The sequence below is a fragment of the Caballeronia sp. AZ7_KS35 genome, assembly GCF_023631045.1.
GTDB classification, from domain to species: Bacteria; Pseudomonadota; Gammaproteobacteria; order Burkholderiales; family Burkholderiaceae; genus Caballeronia; species Caballeronia zhejiangensis.
Window position 1 is genome coordinate 155,850 of the sequence record NZ_JALQDV010000009.1, and the last position, 21,044, is coordinate 176,893.

22 protein-coding genes are annotated in these 21,044 nt (G+C 63.6%); 8 read left to right on the forward strand and 14 right to left on the reverse strand.

Features of this window, described 5'->3' with window-relative positions:
• Positions 1 to 70 precede the first annotated feature (70 nt).
• Positions 71 to 952, forward strand: a complete 882-nt coding sequence (gene galU / locus NCT05_RS10920; protein WP_008341953.1) for a UTP--glucose-1-phosphate uridylyltransferase GalU — start codon at positions 71 to 73, stop codon at positions 950 to 952.
• A gap of 88 nt (positions 953 to 1,040) precedes the next feature.
• Here the strand turns inward: galU and NCT05_RS10925 are convergent, their stop codons facing one another.
• From NCT05_RS10925 to NCT05_RS10940, 4 genes are all read right to left on the reverse strand, one after another.
• The gene (locus tag NCT05_RS10925) at positions 1,041 to 1,268 is read right to left on the reverse strand and encodes a sulfurtransferase TusA family protein (RefSeq protein WP_008341954.1); all 228 of its coding nucleotides are present in this window, start codon (positions 1,266 to 1,268) and stop codon (positions 1,041 to 1,043) included.
• A gap of 64 nt (positions 1,269 to 1,332) precedes the next feature.
• On the reverse strand, positions 1,333 to 2,349 hold the full coding sequence (locus tag NCT05_RS10930; RefSeq protein ID WP_250502248.1) for a Gfo/Idh/MocA family protein: 1,017 nt from the start codon (positions 2,347 to 2,349) through the stop codon (positions 1,333 to 1,335).
• A complete protein-coding gene (gene iolG / locus NCT05_RS10935) occupies positions 2,346 to 3,350 on the reverse strand; it encodes an inositol 2-dehydrogenase (protein ID WP_250502249.1) in 1,005 nt (334 codons plus the stop codon). Before iolG ends, NCT05_RS10930 begins: the two co-directional genes overlap by 4 nt.
• Positions 3,340 to 4,218, reverse strand: a complete 879-nt coding sequence (locus NCT05_RS10940) for a MurR/RpiR family transcriptional regulator (RefSeq protein ID WP_008341959.1) — start codon at positions 4,216 to 4,218, stop codon at positions 3,340 to 3,342. Before NCT05_RS10940 ends, iolG begins: the two co-directional genes overlap by 11 nt.
• A gap of 200 nt (positions 4,219 to 4,418) precedes the next feature.
• On the opposite strand from NCT05_RS10940, the gene NCT05_RS10945 reads away from it, so the two are divergent.
• From NCT05_RS10945 to iolB, 7 genes are all read left to right on the forward strand, one after another.
• Positions 4,419 to 5,471: a sugar ABC transporter substrate-binding protein gene (locus tag NCT05_RS10945; RefSeq protein WP_008341961.1), complete on the forward strand. Its 1,053-nt coding sequence runs from the start codon at positions 4,419 to 4,421 to the stop codon at positions 5,469 to 5,471.
• A 142-nt stretch (positions 5,472 to 5,613) separates the two neighbouring features.
• Complete coding sequence (locus NCT05_RS10950) at positions 5,614 to 6,780, forward strand: ABC transporter permease (RefSeq protein WP_008341964.1); 1,167 nt, start codon at positions 5,614 to 5,616, stop codon at positions 6,778 to 6,780.
• Between the two features lie 14 nt (positions 6,781 to 6,794).
• On the forward strand, positions 6,795 to 7,580 hold the full coding sequence (locus tag NCT05_RS10955; RefSeq protein WP_008341966.1) for an ATP-binding cassette domain-containing protein: 786 nt from the start codon (positions 6,795 to 6,797) through the stop codon (positions 7,578 to 7,580).
• A gap of 13 nt (positions 7,581 to 7,593) precedes the next feature.
• On the forward strand, positions 7,594 to 9,585 hold the full coding sequence (locus NCT05_RS10960; protein WP_250502250.1) for a bifunctional 5-dehydro-2-deoxygluconokinase/5-dehydro-2-deoxyphosphogluconate aldolase: 1,992 nt from the start codon (positions 7,594 to 7,596) through the stop codon (positions 9,583 to 9,585).
• Positions 9,582 to 11,465: a 3D-(3,5/4)-trihydroxycyclohexane-1,2-dione acylhydrolase (decyclizing) gene (gene iolD / locus NCT05_RS10965; RefSeq protein ID WP_175982734.1), complete on the forward strand. Its 1,884-nt coding sequence runs from the start codon at positions 9,582 to 9,584 to the stop codon at positions 11,463 to 11,465. The genes NCT05_RS10960 and iolD overlap by 4 nt, the downstream gene beginning before the upstream one ends.
• A 689-nt stretch (positions 11,466 to 12,154) precedes the next feature.
• On the forward strand, positions 12,155 to 13,060 hold the full coding sequence (gene iolE, locus NCT05_RS10970) for a myo-inosose-2 dehydratase (RefSeq protein WP_250496900.1): 906 nt from the start codon (positions 12,155 to 12,157) through the stop codon (positions 13,058 to 13,060).
• Positions 13,057 to 13,869, forward strand: a complete 813-nt coding sequence (iolB, locus tag NCT05_RS10975) for a 5-deoxy-glucuronate isomerase (protein WP_250502251.1) — start codon at positions 13,057 to 13,059, stop codon at positions 13,867 to 13,869. The genes iolE and iolB overlap by 4 nt, the downstream gene beginning before the upstream one ends.
• An 83-nt stretch (positions 13,870 to 13,952) precedes the next feature.
• Here iolB and NCT05_RS10980 read toward each other — a convergent pair whose 3' ends face one another.
• The 10 genes from NCT05_RS10980 to NCT05_RS11025 form a co-directional block, all read right to left on the reverse strand.
• Positions 13,953 to 14,189: a PIN domain-containing protein gene (locus NCT05_RS10980; RefSeq protein WP_244807454.1), complete on the reverse strand. Its 237-nt coding sequence runs from the start codon at positions 14,187 to 14,189 to the stop codon at positions 13,953 to 13,955.
• 59 nt (positions 14,190 to 14,248) lie between these two features.
• On the reverse strand, positions 14,249 to 14,443 hold the full coding sequence (locus tag NCT05_RS10985) for a FitA-like ribbon-helix-helix domain-containing protein (protein WP_081851873.1): 195 nt from the start codon (positions 14,441 to 14,443) through the stop codon (positions 14,249 to 14,251).
• Between the two features lie 20 nt (positions 14,444 to 14,463).
• Entirely contained in the window at positions 14,464 to 15,180 is a 717-nt protein-coding gene (locus NCT05_RS10990; RefSeq protein WP_244807455.1) for an ABC transporter ATP-binding protein, read from the reverse strand.
• Complete coding sequence (locus tag NCT05_RS10995) at positions 15,177 to 15,917, reverse strand: ABC transporter ATP-binding protein (RefSeq protein WP_250502252.1); 741 nt, start codon at positions 15,915 to 15,917, stop codon at positions 15,177 to 15,179. Before NCT05_RS10995 ends, NCT05_RS10990 begins: the two co-directional genes overlap by 4 nt.
• A complete protein-coding gene (locus tag NCT05_RS11000) occupies positions 15,914 to 16,996 on the reverse strand; it encodes a branched-chain amino acid ABC transporter permease (RefSeq protein WP_250502253.1) in 1,083 nt (360 codons plus the stop codon). Before NCT05_RS11000 ends, NCT05_RS10995 begins: the two co-directional genes overlap by 4 nt.
• A complete protein-coding gene (locus NCT05_RS11005) occupies positions 16,989 to 17,870 on the reverse strand; it encodes a branched-chain amino acid ABC transporter permease (RefSeq protein WP_051996832.1) in 882 nt (293 codons plus the stop codon). The genes NCT05_RS11000 and NCT05_RS11005 overlap by 8 nt, the downstream gene beginning before the upstream one ends.
• 70 nt (positions 17,871 to 17,940) lie before the next feature.
• Positions 17,941 to 18,378: an acyl-CoA thioesterase gene (locus NCT05_RS11010; protein ID WP_008341987.1), complete on the reverse strand. Its 438-nt coding sequence runs from the start codon at positions 18,376 to 18,378 to the stop codon at positions 17,941 to 17,943.
• A 3-nt stretch (positions 18,379 to 18,381) separates the two neighbouring features.
• On the reverse strand, positions 18,382 to 19,530 hold the full coding sequence (gbd, locus tag NCT05_RS11015) for a 4-hydroxybutyrate dehydrogenase (RefSeq protein WP_250439987.1): 1,149 nt from the start codon (positions 19,528 to 19,530) through the stop codon (positions 18,382 to 18,384).
• 65 nt (positions 19,531 to 19,595) lie between these two features.
• The gene (locus NCT05_RS11020) at positions 19,596 to 20,630 is read right to left on the reverse strand and encodes a threonine aldolase family protein (RefSeq protein WP_033537101.1); all 1,035 of its coding nucleotides are present in this window, start codon (positions 20,628 to 20,630) and stop codon (positions 19,596 to 19,598) included.
• A 141-nt stretch (positions 20,631 to 20,771) separates the two neighbouring features.
• On the reverse strand, positions 20,772 to 21,017 hold the full coding sequence (locus NCT05_RS11025; RefSeq protein WP_250502254.1) for a hypothetical protein: 246 nt from the start codon (positions 21,015 to 21,017) through the stop codon (positions 20,772 to 20,774).
• Positions 21,018 to 21,044: the final 27 nt, after the last annotated feature.

The following is a 21,044-nucleotide window of genomic DNA, read 5'->3' on the forward strand; positions in this document are numbered from 1 at the left end:
GTTCGAATCATTTATCGATCCGCTCCGTCTGTCTCGACGTTTCATTGATTAAGAGGATCAGGGTCATCACATGCTAAAAGTTACCAAAGCGGTTTTCCCCGTCGCAGGTCTGGGCACGCGGTTCCTTCCCGCGACCAAGGCCAGCCCGAAGGAAATGCTGCCTGTCGTCGACAAGCCGCTGATTCAGTACGCGGTCGAAGAAGCAATGGCGGCCGGCATTACCGAAATGATCTTCGTGACGGGACGCAGCAAGCGCGCCATCGAAGATCACTTCGACAAGTCCTATGAGATCGAAGCGGAACTCGAAGCGCGCGGCAAGGACAAGCTGCTCGAACTCGTGCGCAGCATCAAGCCGAGCCATGTCGACTGCTTCTACGTGCGTCAGGCCGAAGCGCTCGGTCTCGGCCACGCTGTGCTCTGCGCGGAGAAGCTCGTCGGCGACAATCCGTTCGCCGTGATCCTCGCGGACGACTTGCTGTACGGCAAGCCGCCCGTCATGTCGCAGATGATCGAAGTCTTCGATCACTATCACAGCTCGGTGATCGGCGTCGAAGAAATCCCGCCGGAGGATTCGAAGTCCTACGGCATCATCGACGGCAAGGAATGGGAAGACAACATCTTCAAGCTGTCGGGAATCGTCGAGAAGCCGGAACCCGCCGTGGCGCCGTCGAACCTGGGCGTAGTCGGCCGGTACGTGCTGAAGCCGCGCATCTTCGATCACATTCGCGCGCTGAAGCCGGGCGCGGGCGGAGAACTGCAACTGACGGATGCGATTCAATCGCTGCTGTCGGATGAGCAAGTGCTCGCGTACAAGTATCAGGGCACGCGCTTCGATTGCGGCAGTAAGCTCGGCTATCTGAAGGCGACGGTCGAGTTCGCGCTGCGTCATCCGGAAGTGAAGCAGGAATTCGAGGAATATCTGCGCAATCGCGCGCCGATTCTCGAAGACTGACTTTCTGGCCGGATCGGCTGAAAAAAATGCCCGTCACCTGCGTGACGGGCATTTTGCTTTTGGGCGTTTGCTTGTGCGTTCGTTGGCTTCAACGCCGGCGCATCAGGAAGATGAACGTCTTGTCCTGTGCGGTCGATTCGACGATCTCGTTGCCGGTCTGCTTCGCGAAGGCCGCGAAATCGCGTTGCGATCCCGGGTCGGTCGCGAGCACTTTCAAAATCTGACCGCTCGTCATGTCGGCGAGCGCCTTCTTTGCCCGCAAAATCGGCAACGGGCAGTTGAGCCCGCGCGCGTCGACTTCCTTGTGAACTTCCATCGCGATTGAACCTTTGTTTGCCGGTGAGGGGAGCGCTCGTGAAGGTTCGATTTTAACGCAGAGGTCAAAACTCCACCGCCCGCCCACTCTCATAAGCCTGCCGCATCGCAATACCAATGCGCGTCGCCTCTCTTGCATCGTCGAGCGTCAGCCCCGTCGGCTGCCCTTGCCGAAGCAACCCGACGAACGCCTGCGCCTCGCGCAAAAACGCATCCTCGAAGCGCTCGAAGAACGTCGGCGTGCAGGCATTGCGCACGCCCTGCGCATCCGCGATTTCCACGCGATTCGCCCGCGGATTGCGTCCCACCGACAGCGCGCCCGCCGTGCCGATCACTTCCGTCTGCGTGTCGTGCCCATGCGCCATCGTCCGCGACGCATACAGCACCGCGAACCGTCCGTCATCGAACTCGATCGTGCCCACGCCATTGTCGATGTCATTGCACTCGCGCAAGCCTTCGTGAATCGCGATGGTTCCGCTCGCATACACGCGTTTCGCGCGCGGATTGCCGAGCAGCCAGCGCGCAAGATCGATGTCGTGCACGCTGCAATCGAGAAACAGCCCGCCCGATGTCGGCGCGAATCGCACGAAGAAGCCATCGGGATCGTTCTTGTCGCAGGTCTGCGAGCGCACCATGAACGGCCGGCCGATCGCGCCGCTCGCGACGCGATCGAACGCATCGCGATAGCTCGCATCGAAGCGCCGCACGAAGCCGATCATCACTTGCAGATGCGGATGCCGCGCGTGCTCTTCGATCACCGCGTCGCATTCGGCGAGATCGAGCGACAGCGGTTTCTCGCAGAACACATGCTTGCCCGCGCGCAACGCGGCGATGATCTGCCGCGCATGCAGCGACGTCGGCGTGACGAGCCACACGGCATCGACGGAGGCATCGGCGAGCAGTTCATCGTAATCCGCATAAAGCGACAACTCGGGAAGACTCGACGAAGCCCACTCGCGCTCGTCCACAACCGGACTGCACGCCGCGACGAGTTTCGCGCCCGGCACGCGCCACGCGAGATTCTCCGCATGCCGGCGCCCGAGCCGCCCCAGTCCGGCGATACCGAAGCGCACCGCGCTCATGCGACGTTCTCCCCGAGCTTGACGATGCGCTTCTCGCGCCACGACAAGGTCGCCGCTTCGGCGAGTTCGAGCGCCTTGAGGCCATCGGCGACGGTGGTTCGCACCGGTTTGCCGTTGCTGACCGCATCGAAGAAATGCGCGATTTCCGCCGCATACGCCGCGCGATAACGTTCGAGAAAGAACGCCTCGGGCTTGTCGCTCGACACCGACGCCGACGTGTACGCGGTGACTTCCGTCGGCCGCACATTGCCCGCCTGCAGCATGCCCGCGCTGCCGAGCAGCTCGAAGCGCTGATCGTAGCCATACGCCGCGCGCCGCGCCGTATTGATCTGGCACAGACGCCCGCGCTTCGTGCGGATCGTGACCGCGGTCGAATCGATATCGCCCGCTTCGGCGATGGCCGCATCGCTCAAGCAACTGCCCGTCGCGTGCAGCGTGTCGGCTTCGTCGTCGAGAATCCAGCGGAAGATGTCGAAGTCGTGAATCAGCATGTCCTTGAAGATGCCGCCCGAATGCAAGATGTACTCGACCGGCGGCGCGCCCGGATCGCGGCTCGTCACGATCAGCATTTCCGGATCGCCGATCTCGCCCGCGTCGATACGCGCCTTCAACGCCGAGAACGTCGGATCGAAGCGGCGCTGAAAGCCGATCATGCAGACGACGCCCGCCTTCTCGACAGCATCGGCGCACGCGCGCGCACGCTCGGTCGTGAGATCGACGGGCTTCTCGCAGAACACATGCTTCTTCTGCGCCGCCGACGCCAGAATCAGATCCGCGTGCGTATCCGTGCTCGAACACACGACGGTCGCGCCGACGGAGGCATCGCCCATCGCGCCATCGACATCGGCGACGGTCGCGCCATGCGCTTTCGCGAGCGCGGCGGCCGCGTCGCGATTCACATCGACGACGTATTTCAGACGCACGTCCGGTTGCCGCGCGAGATTGGCCGCGTGAATCTTGCCGATGCGCCCCGCCCCAAACACCGCCACATCAATCGTCATAGCCACCTGTCTCCTTGGATTCCTCAACGTTCAACTCGAGCCGGTACGCGAGCGCGATGAACAACGCCTGGCACAGGCAAATGGTGCTCGTGAGCGAGCGAAACGCGAACGCGCTGCCCTCCTTCACGAACAGACTCGCGCTCGCGTGACGCGCGAGCGGCGAAAGCTGGCTATCGGTGATGACGAGCGTCGCCGCGCCGTGATGCTGCGCGGCGCGCACGCAATATTGCGTCTCCTTGCCGTAGGGCGCGAAGCTGATCGCGATCACCACGTCTCCCTTCTTCACGCTGCGCACCTGTTCGCGAAACATGCCGCCGAAGCCCGAGATCAAATGCACGCGCTTCTTCGTGTGCTGCAATGCATAGACGATGTAGCTCGCGACCGCGAACGACCGGCGCACGCCGATCACGTAGATGTTCTCCGCCTGCGAAAGCATCTCGACGGCGGCTTCGAACTGCGCGTCGTCGAGACCGGCTTCGAGCTCGTCGAGACCCGTGCGGCTCGCCGCGATGAACTCGCGCGCGACCGACACGCCGGACGCATCGCCCGCCTTCTCGTCGATGAGCTTACGTATGCGCTGCTGATACGTCTGCTGCGAACCGCCCGCGCCCGTGTACGCCTGCCGGAACACGGCCTGCAAGTCGGAGAAACCGGAGAAACCGAAGCGCTGCGCAAACCGCACGACCGCCGACGCATGCACGCCGCACGCGTTGGCGATATCGCTCGTGCGATCCATCATCACGCTTGGCCGATGCTGCTCGATATACGTCGCGACGCTCTTCAACTGGCGCGGCAGCGAGTCGTAGGCGTCGGTGATCCGCTGCATCAGTTCGTCGACGCTTTGCACGTCGGTGCTGGTCTCATCCATCACAGGCTCTTTCGATGTTCGTCGTGAACCGATTATAGGAACACGGCAAGCAAATTGGAATGTATTTTCCATTTGCCGCACCAATGAAATTTCTATTGCAGGCCACCGAAAACTGACCTACTCTTGGTCCTGAGCACGGCACATCGAAGGGTCGGCTCGCGAAACATCACACCAAACAACAACCGAGATAGGTGGAGACAATGACCATTTGCAACGGTCGGGCCGCGCTGCGCGCGCTGGTGGCTGCTGCTGCGTTGTGCAGCGCATCGATGATGGCGGCGAGTCCCGCACACGCGGCGCCCGACGCGAAGTTCGTGCTGATCAGCCACGCGCCGGACTCGGATTCCTGGTGGAACACCATCAAGAACGCGATCAAGCAGGCCGACGAAGACTTCAACGTGCAGACGGACTACCGCAATCCGCCGAACGGCGATATCGCGGACATGTCGCGCCTGATCGAGCAGGCCGCCGCGCGCAACTACGATGGCGTCATCACGACCATCGCCGACTTCGATGTGCTGAAGAGCGCCATCAACAAGGTCACGGCGAAGAAGATTCCGCTCGTCACGATCAACTCGGGCACCGAGGAACAGAGCGCGCAACTGGGCGCGATCATGCACGTCGGCCAGCCGGAATATGTGGCGGGCAAGGCGGCCGGCGAGAAGGCGAAGGCCGCGGGCGTGAAGTCGTTCGTCTGCGTGAATCACATCGCGACGAACACGGTGTCGTTCGATCGCTGCAAGGGCTTCGCGGACGCGCTCGGCATCGACTACAAGGCATCGACGATCGATTCGGGACAAGACCCGACCGAGATCCAGTCGAAGGTATCGGCGTATCTGCGCAACCATCCGGATACGGGCGCGATCCTCACGCTCGGACCGACGCCCGCATCCGCGACGCTCAAGGCCGTCACGCAAATGGGCCTGCAAAACAAGGTGTATTTCGTGACTTTCGACTTCTCGGACGACATCGCGAAGGCCATCAAGGACGGCACGATCAAGTTCGCGATCGATCAGCAGCCGTATCTGCAAGGCTATATCCCGGTGGCCGTGCTCGCGATCGTGAAGAAGGAACATACGACCGATCCGGCGAAGATCCGTCAGCTTCTCGAAGCCAATCCGAAGTTCAAGGCGCGCCTCGAAACCTACGGATTGCAGCCGTCGTACGGACCGAAGAACATTCGTTCGGGCCCGGGTTTCATCACCAAAGAAAATCTCGACAAGGTCGTGAAGTACGCGGGTCAATATCGTTGATCCCGGCGTGACCTGATTCGGGCGGCGCTTCGCGCACCGCCCGCTTTTATCGACGTTCAGCGCGCCTTGCTGCGTCCGTTCGCGGACGCGGCGGCGACGCGCGCATCGGTACCGCATCGACATCGAGTCTCAAGGAGCCATCATGGGCGTAGCCGGCAAACACTACCCTCCTCACGTGAACCGTCAGCAGGACAACGCTGAAACACCTGACCAGGCCAAGCCCTCGGATGAGCGCGTACGCCACACGTCGTGGTTCGGTCATTTGCTGAATCGCCCGGAGTTCGCGGCCATTTCCGGCACCGTGCTCGTCTTCATCGTGTTCGGCTTCGGCGCGGGATCGTCGGGCATGTTCAACCTCGACGGCGTGATGAACTGGTCGCAAGTGGCCGCCTATCTCGGCCTGCTCGCGGTCGGCGCGTGTCTCCTCATGATCGCCGGCGAGTTCGACTTGTCCATCGGCTCGATGATCGGCTTCGCTGGCATGATGGTCGCGTTGCCGGCGGTCTATTTTCATTGGCCGCTATCCCTTTCGATTCTCTTCGCGTTCGTCATGTCGATGCTGCTCGGCGCATTGAATGGCTATCTCGTCATGCGCACGCGCCTGCCGTCGTTCATCGTCACGCTCGCGTTCCTGTTCATTCTGCGCGGCCTCACGCTCGCGCTGTCGATCATGTTCGCGGACCGCACCATCATCTCGGGCGTCGGCGATCTCGCCCAGGCCGATCCCATCGCCGACACGCTCTTTCATGGCGTCGCGTTTCACGGCCTGTTCACCTGGCTCGCGCACATGGGCATCGGCAAGCTGCTCGACAGCGGCCAGCCGCTCGTGCCGGGCATTCCGAAAGTCATCATCTGGTGGCTCGCGCTCGCGGCGGTCGGCGCGTTCGTGCTCGCCAAGACGCGCTACGGCAACTGGATTCTCGCGGTCGGCGGCGATGCGAATGCCGCGAAGAACGTCGGCGTGCCGGTGAAGCGCGTGAAGATATCGCTCTTCGTGCTCACCGCGTTCTGCTCGTGCCTCTTCGCCGTGCTGCAAGTGTGCGATATCGGCTCGGCGGCGGCGGATCGCGGCTTGCAGAAGGAATTCGAAGCGATCATCGCGGCGGTCATCGGCGGCACCTTGCTGACGGGCGGCTACGGATCGGTCGTCGGCGCATGTTTCGGTGCCCTGATCTTCGGTGTCGTGCAGATCGGCATCACTTATACGAACGTGAGCTCGGACTGGTTCCGCGTGTTCCTTGGCGTGATGCTGCTCATCGCCGTGCTCTTCAATCACTACGTGCGCCGCCGCGTGTCCCAGGCTCAATGAGAGGAGCAACGAACATGCAAGACGACAACATCCTCGCGCTCGAAAACGTCAGCAAGTTCTTCGGCAAGGTGATCGCGCTGAACGGCGTCACGTTGCGGCTCAAACGCGGTGAAGTGCATTGTCTGCTCGGCGATAACGGCGCGGGCAAATCGACACTCATCAAGACGCTCGCAGGCGTGCATCAGCCCTCTTCCGGCGACTATCTCGTCGATGGCAACCCCGTGCATTTCGACTCGCCGAAAGAAGCGCTCGATCTCGGTATCGCGACTGTGTATCAGGATCTCGCGCTTGTGCCGTTGCTATCGGTGGCGCGCAACTTCTTCATGGGACGCGAGCCGCAAAAGAAGCGCTTCGGCATCAGCGTGATGGACCTCGACCTCGCCGCCGAAACGTCGCGCGCCAAGCTCGCCGAAATGGGCATCAATGTGCGCGATCCGCATCAGCCGATCGGCACGATGTCCGGCGGCGAGAAGCAATGTCTCGCGATTGCCCGCGCGATTCACTTCGGCGCGCGCGTGCTGATCCTCGACGAACCGACCGCCGCGCTCGGCGTGAAGCAGAGCTTCAATGTGTTGAAGCTCATCCACAAGGCGCGCGAAAAAGGCATCTCGGTGATCTTCATCACGCACAACGTTCACCATGCCTATCCGATCGGCGATTCGTTCACGCTGCTCAATCGCGGCCGCTCGATGGGCACGTTCACCAAGGACAACATCAGCAAGAACGAAGTGCTCGACATGATGGCGGGCGGCGCAGAAATGCAGCAGATGATGACCGAACTCGAAGGCGCGACGATCTGAGGACATTGAATCCATGCCAACGCAAAATCCCTCTCGCTTCGCGCCGGATCGCACGCGCGATATCGTGTGTCTCGGCCGCCTCGCCGTCGATCTCTATGCGCAGAATGTCGGCGCGCGGCTCGAAGATGTATCGACGTTCGCGAAGTATCTCGGCGGCTCGTCGGCGAACATCGCGTTCGGCTGCGCGCGGCTCGGGCTGAATGCGTCGATGCTCGCGCGCGTCGGCAACGATCACATGGGGCGCTTTCTCACGGAGACGCTCGAACGCGAAGGCTGCGATGTGAGTCACGTTCGCATCGATCGTGACCGGCTCACCGCGCTCGTGCTGCTCGGCCTCGAAGACCGCGACACGTTTCCGCTCGTGTTCTATCGCGAGAACTGCGCGGACATGGCCGTCGACGAACACGATTTCGATGAAGCGTATATCGCGTCATCGAAGGCGCTGCTCATTACGGGCACGCACTTCTCGACGGAACAGGTGAACCGCACGAGCCGTCGCGCGCTCGACTACGCGCGAAGCAACGACGTTCGCACGATTCTCGACATCGACTATCGGCCTGTCTTGTGGGGTCTCACGGGCAAGGCGGATGGCGAGACGCGCTTCATCGCGAATGAAGGCGTCACTGCGCATTTGCAGCGCATTCTGCCGTTGATCGATCTCGTCATCGGCACGGAAGAAGAGTTTCGCATCGCGGGCGGCAAGGACCGTCTGATCGATGCGCTCGCGATGGTCCGCAAGGTCACGAGCGCGACGCTCGTCGTGAAGCGCGGGCCGCTCGGCTGTTCGATCATCGAAGGCGCGGTGCCGTCGTCCATCGACGATGCGCCGGTTCATGGCGGCGTCGAAGTGGAAGTGCTCAACGTGCTCGGCGCCGGCGACGCGTTCGCTTCAGGCTTCTTGTCGGGATGGCTGCGCGACGAGCCGCTCGAAGCCTGCGCGCGAACGGCCAATGCATGCGGCGCGCTCGTCGTGTCGCGTCACGGCTGCGCGCCCGCGATGCCCACGCCCGCCGAGCTCGATTACTTTCTCGCCGCGGCGAAGGAAGACCCCGCGCGCATGCGCCGCCCCGATCGCGATGCAAAGCTCGCGCGTCTGCATCGCGTGAGTCCGAAGCGCAAGCAATGGGACGAAGTGCTCGGCTTCGCGTTCGATCATCGCAATCAGTTCTTCGATCTCGCGCAGCAAACGGGCGCGAGCGAAGCGCGCATCTCGACGTTGAAAAACCTGTTCGTCGAAGCCGTTGCACAGACGGAGAAAGAACTCGCGCTCGAAGGACGCATTGGCGTGTTGATCGACGATCGCTACGGGCAAGATGCGTTGAACGCGGCGACGGGACGCGGCTGGTGGATCGGCCGGCCGGCCGAATTGCCCGGCTCGATGCCGCTCGAATTCGATCATGGCCGCTCCATCGGCACGACGCTCGTGCAGTGGCCGCGCGAGCAGGTCGCGAAGTGTCTCGTGCAATATCACCCCGATCATCCGCATGACGTGCGTCTCGAACAGGAAGCGCAGTTGCGCGCGCTCTACGATGCCGTTCAGGCAAGCGGCAACGAACTGCTGCTCGAAGTGATCGTGCCGAAGAACGGGCCACCGATTGAAGACGACACCGTGCATCGTGCGTTGAAGCGTCTTTATAACCTCGGCATCTATCCGGAATGGTGGAAGCTCGAACCGATGAGCGCGAAGCAATGGCAAGCCATCGATGCGCTGATCGCGCAGCGCGATCCGTATTGCCGTGGCGTCGTGTTGCTGGGCTTGGCGGCGGGCGTCGATCAGTTGCGTGAAGGCTTCGCAGCGGCGGCATCCTCGAAGACGTGCAAGGGCTTCACCGTCGGGCGCACGATTTTTCATGAGCCGAGTCATGCTTGGCTCGCCAATGAAATCGACGACCGCGAATTGATCGCGCGCGTGCGACGCACGTTCGAAGCGCTGATCGATGCATGGCGCGAGGCGCGTTCGTCTTCGGGCGCAGAACTTCGAGTGACACAGGAGCAAGCCGCATGAACCAGCGTGCAACGCAATCGGAGACCGCAGTGAGTTCGACCATTCGACTGACCGCCGCGCAAGCGCTCGTGCGCTATCTCGCGGCGCTTCGCACCGAACACGGCGAGCCGCTTTTCGGCGGCGTGTTCGCGATCTTCGGGCATGGCAATGTCGCGGGCATGGGCGAGGCGTTGTATCGGCATCGCGATGAATTGCCGACGTATCGCGCGCACAACGAGCAGGCGATGGCGCATGGCGCGATCGCGTATGCGAAGGCGCATATGCGGCGGCGCATGATGGCGGTGACGACGTCGATCGGTCCGGGCGCGACCAATCTCGTGACGGCGGCCGCGCTCGCGCATGTGAACCGCTTGCCGGTACTGCTGTTGCCGGGCGATATCTTCGTGTCGCGCGCGCCCGATCCGGTGTTGCAGCAAGTGGAGGATGGTCACGATGGCGGCGTCTCCGCTAACGATGCGTTGAAGGCGGTATCGCGTTACTTCGATCGCATCGTGCATCCCGCGCAATTGTTGAGCGCATTGCCGCGCGCGATACGCGTGCTCACCGATGCGGCGCAATGCGGCCCGGTCACGCTCGCGTTGCCGCAGGACGTGCAGGCGATGGCGTACGACTACCCTGCTTCGTTCTTCGAGCCGCGCGCCGTCGAGTTTCATGCGCCGGCACCGATTCCGCGCGAGATCGAACGCGCCGCCGCGATGCTGCGTGAAGCGCGCGAGCCGTTGATCGTATCGGGTGGCGGCGTGCTGTACGGGCTCGCGACCGATGCGTTGCGCACGTTCGCGCACAGGCATGGCGTGCCCGTCGCGGAGACGCAGGCGGGCAAAGGCGCGCTCGCCTGGGACGATGCGTTGAACGTCGGCGGTATCGGCGTGACGGGCGGCACCGCTGCGAACGAACTCGCGCATGCGAGCGATTGCGTGCTTGCTATCGGCACGCGTCTGCAGGATTTCACGACCGGATCGAACACGCTATTCACGCAGGCGCGGCTTGTCGCGGTCAATGCGAATCCGTTCGATGCGCTCAAGCAGAACGCGCTCGCCGTGCAGGCGGATGCGCGTGCCGCGCTGGAAGCGTTGTCCGAAGCGCTCGGCGACTGGCACGCATCGCCGCAATGGACGACGCGCGCGCATCGGCTTGCGAATGAGTGGCGCGAGACCGTGGCGCATGTGACGAACACGCCCGTCGCGGATGGCAAGCTGCCGCGCGAAGCCGATGTGATCGGCGCGGTGCAGCGCTCGGACGATGCTTCTTCAGCCAACGATATCGTCGTGTGTGCTGCGGGCACTTTGCCCGCGGATTTGCAGAAGCTCTGGCGCACCAGCGCGCCGGGCGGTTATCACGTCGAATACGGCTATTCGTGCATGGGCTACGAAGTCGCGGGCGGACTGGGCGTGAAGCTCGCGCGGCCCGAGCGCGAAGTGATCGTGATTGTCGGCGACGGCTCGTATCTGATGATGAATAGCGAGCTCGCTACGTCGGTGATGCTCGGCGCGAAGTTGATCGTGGTGTTGCTCGACAATCGCGGGTTCGGGTGCATCAATCGCTTGCAGCAGGCTTGTGGCGGGGCGCCGTTCAACAATCTCATCGATGATTGCAAGCAGGGCGCGCTTGGGGCGCCGGAGATCGATTTCGCGATGCATGCGCGGTCGCTCGGGGCTTTGGCGGAGCATGTTTCCAGCATCGATGAGCTTATCGTCGCGATGAAGCGCGCGCGGGCGGCGGATCGCAGTTATCTCATCTCTATCGATACGGATCCTTCGAGGACTACCGAGGAAGGTGGATGGTGGTGGGAAGTCGCCGTTCCTGAAGTGTCGGATCGCGCGGCTGTCGTCGTTGCGCGTGAGGCCTATGAGCAGGCCGTCAAAGCTCGTAGTGTTTGATTGAGCTTCTATGGAAGCCTGTGATCGCGTCGGTCTATTGGCGTTGCCCCTGTGCGGGGCGGCAGTCACTTTCTTTGCTGCTGCAAAGAAAGTAACCAAAGAAAGCAGCTCGTCACGGCCCGCGGTCACACGCAATTTGGGTAGTTCTCTCGTCCCAGGCGGCACTCGCCTAAAGAGTGCCCTCAAAGGACCAACCGGGCTTGGCTCGCGCACGGTCCGCCGCCCGAAAACGCTGAGGACACTGGTTCAGCACGAAAGAGCTTCGGCACAGCGCTACGCGCTGCCGCCGGGTATGCAAGGGAAACCCAAGGGCGGCGATTGCAGTGAGATGGAGACGTTAGTAGAGAAGCACGCGCGGACCCGGTTGACCGGTCGGCCGCGCAGCGGGCTGGAGCTATTTGGTGCTGAACCAGTTTGGTGTGTGGTGCGATGTGGCAGACCGTGCGCGATCCAAGCCCGAATAGGTGTTTGAGGGCACTCGTTAGGCAGCCCACGATGGACGAGAGGACTACCCAAATTGCGTGTGACCGCGGGCGTATCGGAAGCTGCTTTCTTTGGTTACTTTCTTCGCAGCAGCAAAGAAAGTGACTGCCGCCCCGCACAGGGGCAGTGCTAATAGACCGACGCGAAACCGGGATCCGGCGAAAGCGAAAGCAAAAAGCAAAAAGCAAAAAGGAGAACCCAACATCATGCCTTTGAAAAAGATACGCATCGGCATCAATCCATTGTCATGGATGAACGACGACCTGCCTTCGCTCGGCGGCGAGACGCCTCTCTCCACCGCCCTGACGGAAGGAAAACAGATCGGCTATGAAGGCTTCGAGCTAGGCAACAAGTTCCCTCGCGAACCGCAAGCGCTAAAAGCCTTGCTCGCGCAGTACGAGCTAGCGCTAGTCTCCGGTTGGTATTCAGGCCGACTCGCAGAACGCAGCGCAGAAGAAGAAATCGAAGCCGTGGGCCCCCATCTCGACCTGCTCGCGCAAAACGGCGCGACCGTAATGGTCTACGGCGAGGTCGCCAACTCGATCCAGGGCGCGCCAAAACCGCTCTATCAACGTCCGCGCTTTTTCTCGGATGCGCAATGGACCGAGTACGCAGACCGCCTGAACCGCTTCGCCGAATACACCCTCTCGCGCGGCGTGCGCGTCGCCTATCATCATCACATGGGCGCGTATGTCGAAACGCCCGCCGACGTCGACCGCCTCATGGCGCTCACCAACGATTCGGTCGGCCTGCTGTTCGACGCGGGACACATCACGTTCGCGGGCGGCGATGCCCTGAGCGTGCTGCAAAAGCACATCGCTCGTGTATGCCACGTCCACTGCAAAGACGTGCGCCCCGAAATCGTGAAGCTCGCGCGCAATCGCAACTGGAGCTTTCTCGATGCGGTCATCAACGGTGCGTTCTCCGTGCCCGGCGACGGCTGCGTCGACTATCCGGGCATCATCGCGTGTCTCGCGAAGCATGATTACGAAGGCTGGCTCGTCGTGGAAGCGGAACAGGATCCGGTGATCGCGCCGAGCTACGCATACGCCGACAAGGGCTATCGCACGCTGCGTACGCTCGTCGACGCAACATTCAAGGAGGCAGCATGAGCCTGCTAGTGAAAGCATCGCGCGAAGGACAAACCATCGCGCGCGTCACGCCCGATTCCGCCGGCTGGAAGCACGTCGGCTTCGCGGCGTATCGCCTGAATGCGGGCGATGTCGTGCATGTCTACGACGCGGATCGCGAAAGCTGCATCGTCGTGTTGACGGGCACGGTGAGCGTCGAAGCGGGCGACGAGCATTATCAGTCGGTCGGCTCGCGCGACAGCGTGTTCGAAGACGCCGCGCCGTATGCCGTCTACGTGCCGCCGAAGCTGGCCGCCATCGTGCGTGCGGAACGCGATGCGCAGATCGGCGTCGCGAGCGCGCCCGCGAAGGGCGAGTTTCCGCCGCGTCTCATCGAGCCATCGCAGATGAAGCGCTCGACGCGCGGCAAGAACGCGAATACGCGCTACGTGTGCGACATTCTTCCGCAAACGGAAGATGCCGAGTCGTTGCTGGTCGTGGAAGTGCGCACGCCGGGCGGACATGCGTCGAGCTATCCGCCGCACAAGCACGATCAGGACAATGTGCCCGTCGAAAGCTCGCTCGAAGAGACGTATTACCATCGACTGAATCCGCCGCAAGGATTCGCGTTTCAGCGCGTTTATACCGATGAACGCGATCTCGATGAAACGATGGCCGTCGAGGATCACGATGTCGTCATGGTGCCGCGTGGGTATCATCCGGTGGTCGTGCCGTATGGCTACGATAACTACTATCTGAACGTGATGGCCGGCGACAAGCGGACGTGGCACTTCAAGAACGATCCGAAGCATGAGTGGATCGTGGAGAGGGATAGCAAGGCGCAGGGTTAAGCGAGCGGGAAGGCGAATGCCGCATGTCGCGGCATTCGCTGCACTACGCGTTCCAGGGATCGAAGATCGTCGCGTCGAACTGACTAATGGGTGCCGATGCTCTTTCTCGACGCAGCGATTTCCGCGTACGCATCGGCTGCATCGTTATCGAAACTCGGCAGACGGCCAGCGAAATCTTCACTGAAGATGATCCGCGTGGCGTCCCATAGGCGCTGCCGCCTGATACCTGCGGCCATCGACCATATTCCATGGAGAATTTCTCCACGCGTGACAGTCGTGGTGAACAGTGCCGAACGCGGCTCGTTGGCGAGCCATGTCAAAACGCGCTGTTCCGGCGCCGGACGCAGCAACTCGGAAAGGACGTTGGTATCCAGAACGATCAGTCATCGAACCCCGACGGGTTACGAATCGCCTCGCGCTTGGGAAGCTCCAACTCGACTCCGCCAAGCGGATCGATGCGGCCACGAATCGATTCGACAAGAATCTTTCCTTGCGCCGGTTCTGTCCAAAGAGCTGTCCGCAGAATGTCGCGAGCCTCTTCCTCCATCGAGCGACCGTGCTTCGCTGCCTGCATACGCAGGAACTTCAGGCATATTAACTCGAATCGAACGTGCCACCGACCGACAGCCATTGCCGCGAGATCGCTTCATCGCGCGCGAGCGTCTCGATCGTCCCATCGAACTGTATCGCCCCATGCCCCATGACCGCGACGCGCGCATCGAGCGTGCGCGCGATCGTCAATCGCTCTTCGATCAGCAGCGTCGCGACGCCGCGGTTGCGCAGCATCGCGAGGCACGCGGCCACTTGCGCGAGCACTTGCGGCGCGAGCCCTTCGCCCGGTTCGTCGATGACGACCAGCGACGGATCGCCCGTCAACGTGCGCGCGAGCGCGAGCATCTGCTGCTCGCCGCCCGACAGCGCGCCCGCCTTCACCGACGCGCGTTCCTCGAGCACGGGAAACAGCCGATACGCATCGCGCAACGCAAAACGCGTGCCCTTCCTTTCGCCCAGCACGAGATTTTCGCGCACCGTGAGCGCAGGGAACACATCGCGCGTTTCGGGCACGTAACCAATGCCCAGCCGCGCGATGCGATGCGCCCTCAAGCCGACGAGCTGAACATCGCGATAGCGCATGTCGCCCGCGCATCGCACGAGTCCCATGATGGCTTTCGCGAGCGTCGATCGTCCCGATCCGTTGCGGCCGACAAGCGCCACCGCTTCGCCTTCGTCGATGCACAGGTGCACGCCGTGCAGCACTTGCGCCGCGCCGTACCACGCGCGCAAATCGTCGATACGCAACTGCGCCTTCATGACGCGACTCCACCGAGATACGCGTCCTGAACAGCGCGATTCGCGCGTATCGCAGCGGGCGTATCGGTGGCGATCACGCGCCCTTGCACGAGCACCGAAATGCGATCCGCGAGGCCGAAAACCGCATCCATGTCATGTTCGATGACGAGCAGCGTGCGCCCTTCCGTCGTCGCGCGAATCAGTTCGAGCGCGCGAGTCGCCTCCGCGCGATTCATGCCGGCGGTGGGCTCGTCGAGCAAGATCAGCGGCGCATCGGTGGCAAGCGCGATGCCCAGATCGAGCGCGCGTTGCTCCGCGTACGTCAGGCGTGCCGCGAGTTCGTCGGCGCGCGCGGCAAGGCCGATGGCATCGAGCATCGCGTGCGCGCATTCGTCGATTCGTCGCGAAGGCAGCCATCGATCGACAAGCCGCGACGATGCCGCGCCGAGCGCCGCGCAACGCAGGTTCTCGAACACGGACAAGCCGCCGAACACGCTCGTCGTCTGAAAGCTGCGGGCAAGCGAGCGCGATACGCGTTGCGGCGGCTTGCCGGTGATATCGATTCCGCTCGCGACGATGCGTCCATCGTCGGGCCGCGTGCGTCCCGAGATCAGATCGAAGAGCGTGGATTTGCCCGCGCCGTTCGGTCCGATGAGCGCGTGCCGCTCGCCCGCAGCGACCTGCAAGTCGACGCCGCGCAGTACGCGCGTCACGCCGAAGCGCTTGACGATGCCATGCAATTCGAGCGCCGCGTTCATCGCGCGGTCCTCGTGCGTCGCGCGAGCCACAAGCCCAGCAACGCGCACGGCAACGCGATGAACCACGCGCGTGCATCGGTTCGTCCGGCGTAAAGCGCTTCGACCGGCACGACGACCGCGACGCCCCACGCGATCGCGCTCAGCATGCCGATGCACAAGGACCGCGCATCGCGCCGAACGAGGCCCGCGACGCCTTCCGGCGCGGCCACGACGACCCACATGAACAAGAGCCCGAGATACATCGGCCACGCGGCGCTGACGCTCGCGAGCCCGACGCTGAAGAACGTAAGCAGCACCGCGCCGACGACCGGCCCGGCGAACGTGCCCGCGCCGCCGATGACGGTCGCGACGAGCGCGCTCGTCGATCGCGCGAGACCGACGCTCTCCGACGACACCAGCTCGACGTTGATCAACGCCAGCACGCCCGCGATGCCCGCGAAAAACGCCGACACGATCAACACGTGCAAGCGCACGCGCGCGGGCGCGAAGCCGATCGCGGCGGCGCGCGCGGGATTGTCGCGCACGGCGTTGGCGAGACGGCACATCGGCGTGCGCGAAAACGCGAACATCGCGACCGCCGATATCACGCACCAGCACGCGATCAACGCATACGCCTCGCGCGGCGGCCCGAAGGTCATCGCGAAGAACGAAGGCCCGCTCGCGCGATCGATCGTCACGCCGCCCTCGCCGCCGAACCACCCCGGCACGAGCCACACGCATGCGGCGACGAGTTCGCTCAAGCCCAGCGTGATCATCGCGAAGGACGTGCCCGCGCGCTGCGTCGAAATCGCGCCGAAAACGACCGCGACGAGCATCGCCGCGCATCCGCCGATCATCGGCAGTAACGGCAACGGCACGCCGAATCGAGCGAACGCATGCGCGGCGGCGAACGCGCCGAGACCCGAATAGACCGCGTGCCCGAACGAGAGCAAACCCGTCTCGCCGAGCAACAGGTTGTACGAAAGCGCGAGGACGATGAGCGTCGCCGTCTGCGCGAGATACGCGAGCAGCCACGATTGATCGACGACGAGCGGCGGCAGCGCGAGCGCGACGATCAGCGCGATGAAGACCTTAAGCATCGCGCGTGCGCTCGCCGAAAAGCCCGCGCGGCCGCGCGGCCAACATCGCGACGAGCAGCAGATACGGCAGCACGGGCGCGAGTTGCGCGACCGTCAACGCGCTCCACGCAGGCGGCAAGGTCACGCCGAGCGATGCCGCGATGCCGCCCGCCGTCGCGCTCGCGCCGACCGCGAAGGTCTGGACGCAGCCGATCAGAAGCGACGCGACGAGCGCGCCGCCGAGCGATCCGAGCCCGCCGATCACGACGACGACGAACACGATCGGGCCCATCGCATCGGCCATCGCCGGTTCGATGACGGCGAGCGGCGCGCCGATCACGCCAGCGAGCGCGGCGAGCGCGGTGCCGGCGGCGAAGACCATCGTGAAGACGCGCGGCACATCGTGGCCGAGCGTTTCGACGGTCGCGGGATGCGTAAGCGCCGCGCGCACGATGAGCCCCGTTTTCGATGTACGCAACACGAGCCACAGCGCGCCGAGCATGACGACGGCGACCGTCATCATGAACACGCGATAGCGCGCGAACGATGCGCCGTACAGCATGAAAAGCGGTCCGTCGAGCACGCGCGGAACGGCGGCGGGCAACGGCCCGAGTCCCCAGACGAGCTTCACGCCCTCGCCGATGACGATGGCCGCGCCGAACGTCAGCAGCATGTCGGCGAGCGCGCCGCGCGCATGGACGCGCCTCAATAGCAGGCGCTCGAACAAGGCCCCGGCAACGCCAACGATCAATGGCGCACAGATGAGCGCGAACCAGAATCCGCCGTACGCGGCGAGCGCCTGCCCGACATACGCGCCGAGCATGTAGAAACTCGCGTGCGCGAAGTTGAGCACGCCGAGCATCGAGAAAATCAGCGTGAGTCCCGCCGACAGCATGAACAGCAGCAATCCCACGCTCACGCCGTTGAGCAGACTCACGCAAAACCACTGAAGCAAAACGCGACCCTCAGCCGGTGATGAGCGGCTTCAACGCATCGACGAGCGGCGCGGGCAACGGCACCGGCCTGCGCGTCACGCGATCCACGTAGACATGCACGAAATGCCCCTGCGCGGCGGCTTCGTCCGCGCCTTGCGTGAAGATCGCGACTTCGTAGCGCACGCTCGTATTGCCGAGCTTCTCGACGCGCAAGCCCGCCTCGATCGGTTCGGGAAACACGACCGGCGCGAAGAAATTGCAGCGCGTCTCGACGACGAGGCCGATGGTTGCGCCCTCGCTGAAATCGAGCACGCCCGCGCGCAGCAGATACTCGTTCACGACCGTATCGAAGTAGCTGTAGTAGACGACGTTGTTGATGTGGCCGTAGACGTCGTTATCCGACCAGCGCGTGCTGATCGGCAGGAAGTGCGCGTAATCGGCGCGCGTGGTCGGGACCGGCTTGCTCATCGCTCAGAGAGACTCCATCAGCATGCGTCGATAATCGTCGGCGCTCGCCTCGCGCGGGTTCGTCTTGTGGCAGTGATCCGCGAGCGCGCCCTTCACGACCTTGTCGAACATGCTTTCGTCGACGCCCATCTGCGACAGACGCGTCGGCAGGCCGAGGCGCGCGGTCATGTCGTGCACGGCCTGCGCGACATCGGCGTTATCGGGGAGATTCATCACGCGGCGCATGCGCGCGAAACGCCGGTCCGCGACGACCGTCGGCGCGCTTTCGTTGAAGCGCAGCACGGCAGGCAAGACCACCGCGTTCAGCGTGCCGTGATGCAGCGACGTGCGTCCGTTCACCGCCAGCCCGCCCAGCGGATGCGACAGCGAATGCACGCAGCCGAGGCCCTTCTGGAACGCCATCGCGCCCTGCATCGACGCGGACATCATGTTCAGACGCGCGTCGCGGTCCTGGCCGTCGTGCGTCGCGCGCTCGATGTTGGCCCACGCGCGTTCGAGTCCATCGAGCGCGATGCCGTCGGCGGGCGGATTGAACGCGGGCGCGAGAAACGTTTCGATGCAATGCGCGATCGCGTCCATGCCGGTCGCGGCGGTGAGCGGCGGCGGCAGGCCAAGCGTGAGCGACGGATCGCAGACCGCCGATTTCGGCAGCAGATGCCACGAATGGAAGCCGAGCTTGCGCCCGTCGTTCAGGATGATGATCGCGCCGCGCGCCACTTCGCTGCCCGTGCCCGACGTGGTCGGCACCGCGATCAGCGGCGCCGCGCGCTCGGTGATCTTGCCGCTGCCGCCTTCGATCGTCGCGTAGGTCGTGAGCGGCTCGTCGTGCGTCGCGGCAATCGCCACGCCCTTCGCCAGATCGATCGATGAGCCGCCGCCCACCGCGATCAGGCCGTCGCAGCCTTCGCGCTTGTATTGCGCGGCGGCTTGCATGACCATCGCTTCGGTCGGATTCGACGGCGTGTCGTCGAACACCGGCAGCGCGCCGAGCCGCGCGCTTTCGATCACGCGATCGGCAAGCCCCGCCGCCTTCACGCCTTTATCGGTGATGACGAGCGGACGCTTCATCCCGATGCGCGCGCATTCGCTTTGCAGCGTCTGTAGCGCGTCGTAGCCGAGATGAATGTGGGTCAGATAGAAGATGAAGGCCATGGCGTCAGCGTCGATAAAAGAGGTGCGGCCATGTTGAAACCGCACGCCGGAAGTGTCAATCGGGGTTAGATCGACGCCGACAAGGCGCGCACTTCATCGACGAAGCGCTCGACGGTCCCCCGCTGCGTATCCCACGCGCACATCAGACGGCAGCCGCCCGAGCCGATGAACTGATAGAAGCGCCAGCCCTTCGCGCGCAGCGCCGCCGCGACGTGCGCCGGCAACTCCGCGAACACCGCGTTCGATTCGGGCTTGAAGAGCAGCGACACGCCCGGAATGCCGGCGAGGCGCTCGGCCATCAGCGATGCCATCGCGTTCGCGTGACGCGCGTTGCGCAGCCAGACGTCGTCGTCGAGCAGACCGAGCCACGGCGCGGAAATGAAGCGCATCTTCGAGGCGAGTTGCCCGGCCTGCTTCAGGCGATAGGCAAAATCGGCGGCGAGCGCCTTGTCGAAGAACACGACCGCCTCGCCCACCGGCAGACCGTTTTTCGTGCCGCCGAAGCACAGCACATCGACGCCCGCGCGCCACGTGATCTCCGACGGATGCACGTTCAGCGTCGCGACCGCGTTCGCGAAACGCGCGCCGTCCATGTGGATCTTCAGATGCCGCCGCTTGGCGATGGCCGCGATCGCGCGGATCTCCTCGACGGTGTAGACGGTGCCGACTTCCGTCGCCTGCGTAAGCGAGACGACCTTGGGCTTCGGATAGTGGATATCCGAGCGCTTCGTGACGAGTTCTTCGATCGCGTCGGGCGTGAGCTTGCCGTTCTCGCCCTTCGCGGTGAGCAGCTTCGAGCCGCCGGAGAAGAATTCGGGGCCGCCGCATTCATCGGTTTCGATATGCGCGAGTTCGTGGCAGATCACCGAGTGATACGACTGACAGAGCGACGCGAGCGCGAGCGAATTCGCCGCCGTGCCGTTGAAGACGAAGAAGACTTCGCAATCGGTCTGGAAGAGGTTGCGGATGCGGTCGCAGACTTGCGTGGTCCACGAATCGTCGCCATAGGCGGGTTCGTGGCCGCTCGTGTTGGCCTGGATCAGCGCTTGGAGCGCTTCCGGGCAGATGCCTGCGTAGTTGTCGGAGGCGAAGTGTTGGATCGGGTCCGTGGGCGCTGTCATGGGGTCGCTGTGATGGCCGGTTTGAACGCGGCGCGCGCGGGCGCTAAGACATCGAACGTCATCGCGCGCGCCGGCAATCGGGCCATTTTAGCGGTTCATCGCCTTCCGAACCGCGTGCGCCTACTTGGTGTTCGGCGCGCTCGCGGCGTTGGCCTGCTGCGCCTGTTGCGCCTGCTTGTCCTTCTTGTTCGCTTCGTGATGGCCGATCGCGCAGCCGCCGATCGCGCCCGCGGTGCCATGTCCGCCCGCGACATGTCCCGCGACGCCGCCGACCGCCGCGCCCTTCAGACAGCCCTTCGCCTGCGCGGCGCCCGTTGCTGCGAGCATCGTCGAAGCCACAATGATCGATGCGAGTCTGCGATTCATATGTCGTCTCCCTTGTGTTGATGGAAC